The organism is Mesorhizobium sp. M7A.F.Ca.ET.027.03.2.1, from assembly GCF_003999175.1.
GTDB lineage: Bacteria > Pseudomonadota > Alphaproteobacteria > Rhizobiales > Rhizobiaceae > Mesorhizobium.
Genome location: NZ_RZOM01001674.1, coordinates 1 through 738, shown reverse-complemented (window position 1 = coordinate 738; position 738 = coordinate 1). Strand labels below are relative to the sequence as shown.

At 63.1% G+C, this 738-nt stretch carries 1 pseudogene; it reads left to right on the top strand.

From position 1 onward, the window contains the following. Positions 1-28: 28 nt before the first annotated feature. Positions 29-738: pseudogene (locus EN750_RS37275) on the top strand (DNA-binding protein); the annotation flags it as partial.

Below are 738 nucleotides of genomic sequence, written 5' to 3'. Positions count from 1 at the left end.
GATCGAAGATGGAGAGGCAGCACTGGCGATGCTGGCGGTGCCGGAACAAGCTGTCGAGCAACTCCAGGCGCTCGAAATCGAGATCGCCAGCCTTCGTGCAGCTCACCTGGCAACCCTGCCGACGCTATGCATGGAATACCGGGACGGCGCCGCCGATTTGGTGACCATCGATGCCAAGCCCTTGCCCCATGCAGAAGACCAAAGCTTTGCTGGCACCGTACGCCTGGATATTGCCGGCATCGGAGCCTTGACCCTGCGATCGAATCGGCCGCAGCAGGCCGACCGGACCATCGAAGACGCCGAAGCGAAGCACCGCAGCCTGCTTGCGTCCCTCGGTGTCGATAGCCTCAGGACGGCACGCCAGCGCCTAGTGGAAGCGCGCGACAAAGCTACCGAACTGGGCTTGGCGCGTCAGCGACTTGCCGATCTCGCGCCCAAGGGGATACAGCAATTACACGAGGAGCTTGCTCGTCTGAGTGCCCTCGGGGCCGGGGACCTCGAACTCAAAGTCGATCCAGAACAGATCCGGCAACATCATGCCGCAGCCGAGCAGCGTGTGGCGACAACACGCAACAGCGTGCGCGAGGCCTTGCCTTTGCGCAGCCATGCCGACGAGGCTGTCATGGCTGCGGAGACGGCTTATGTCACCATCCAGGCGGAACTGACCAGCCTCGAGGTCATATTGGGACCCGATGCAGCGCGCGAGGAAAAGGGGCGCTTGCTGCTCACCGAGGCCAC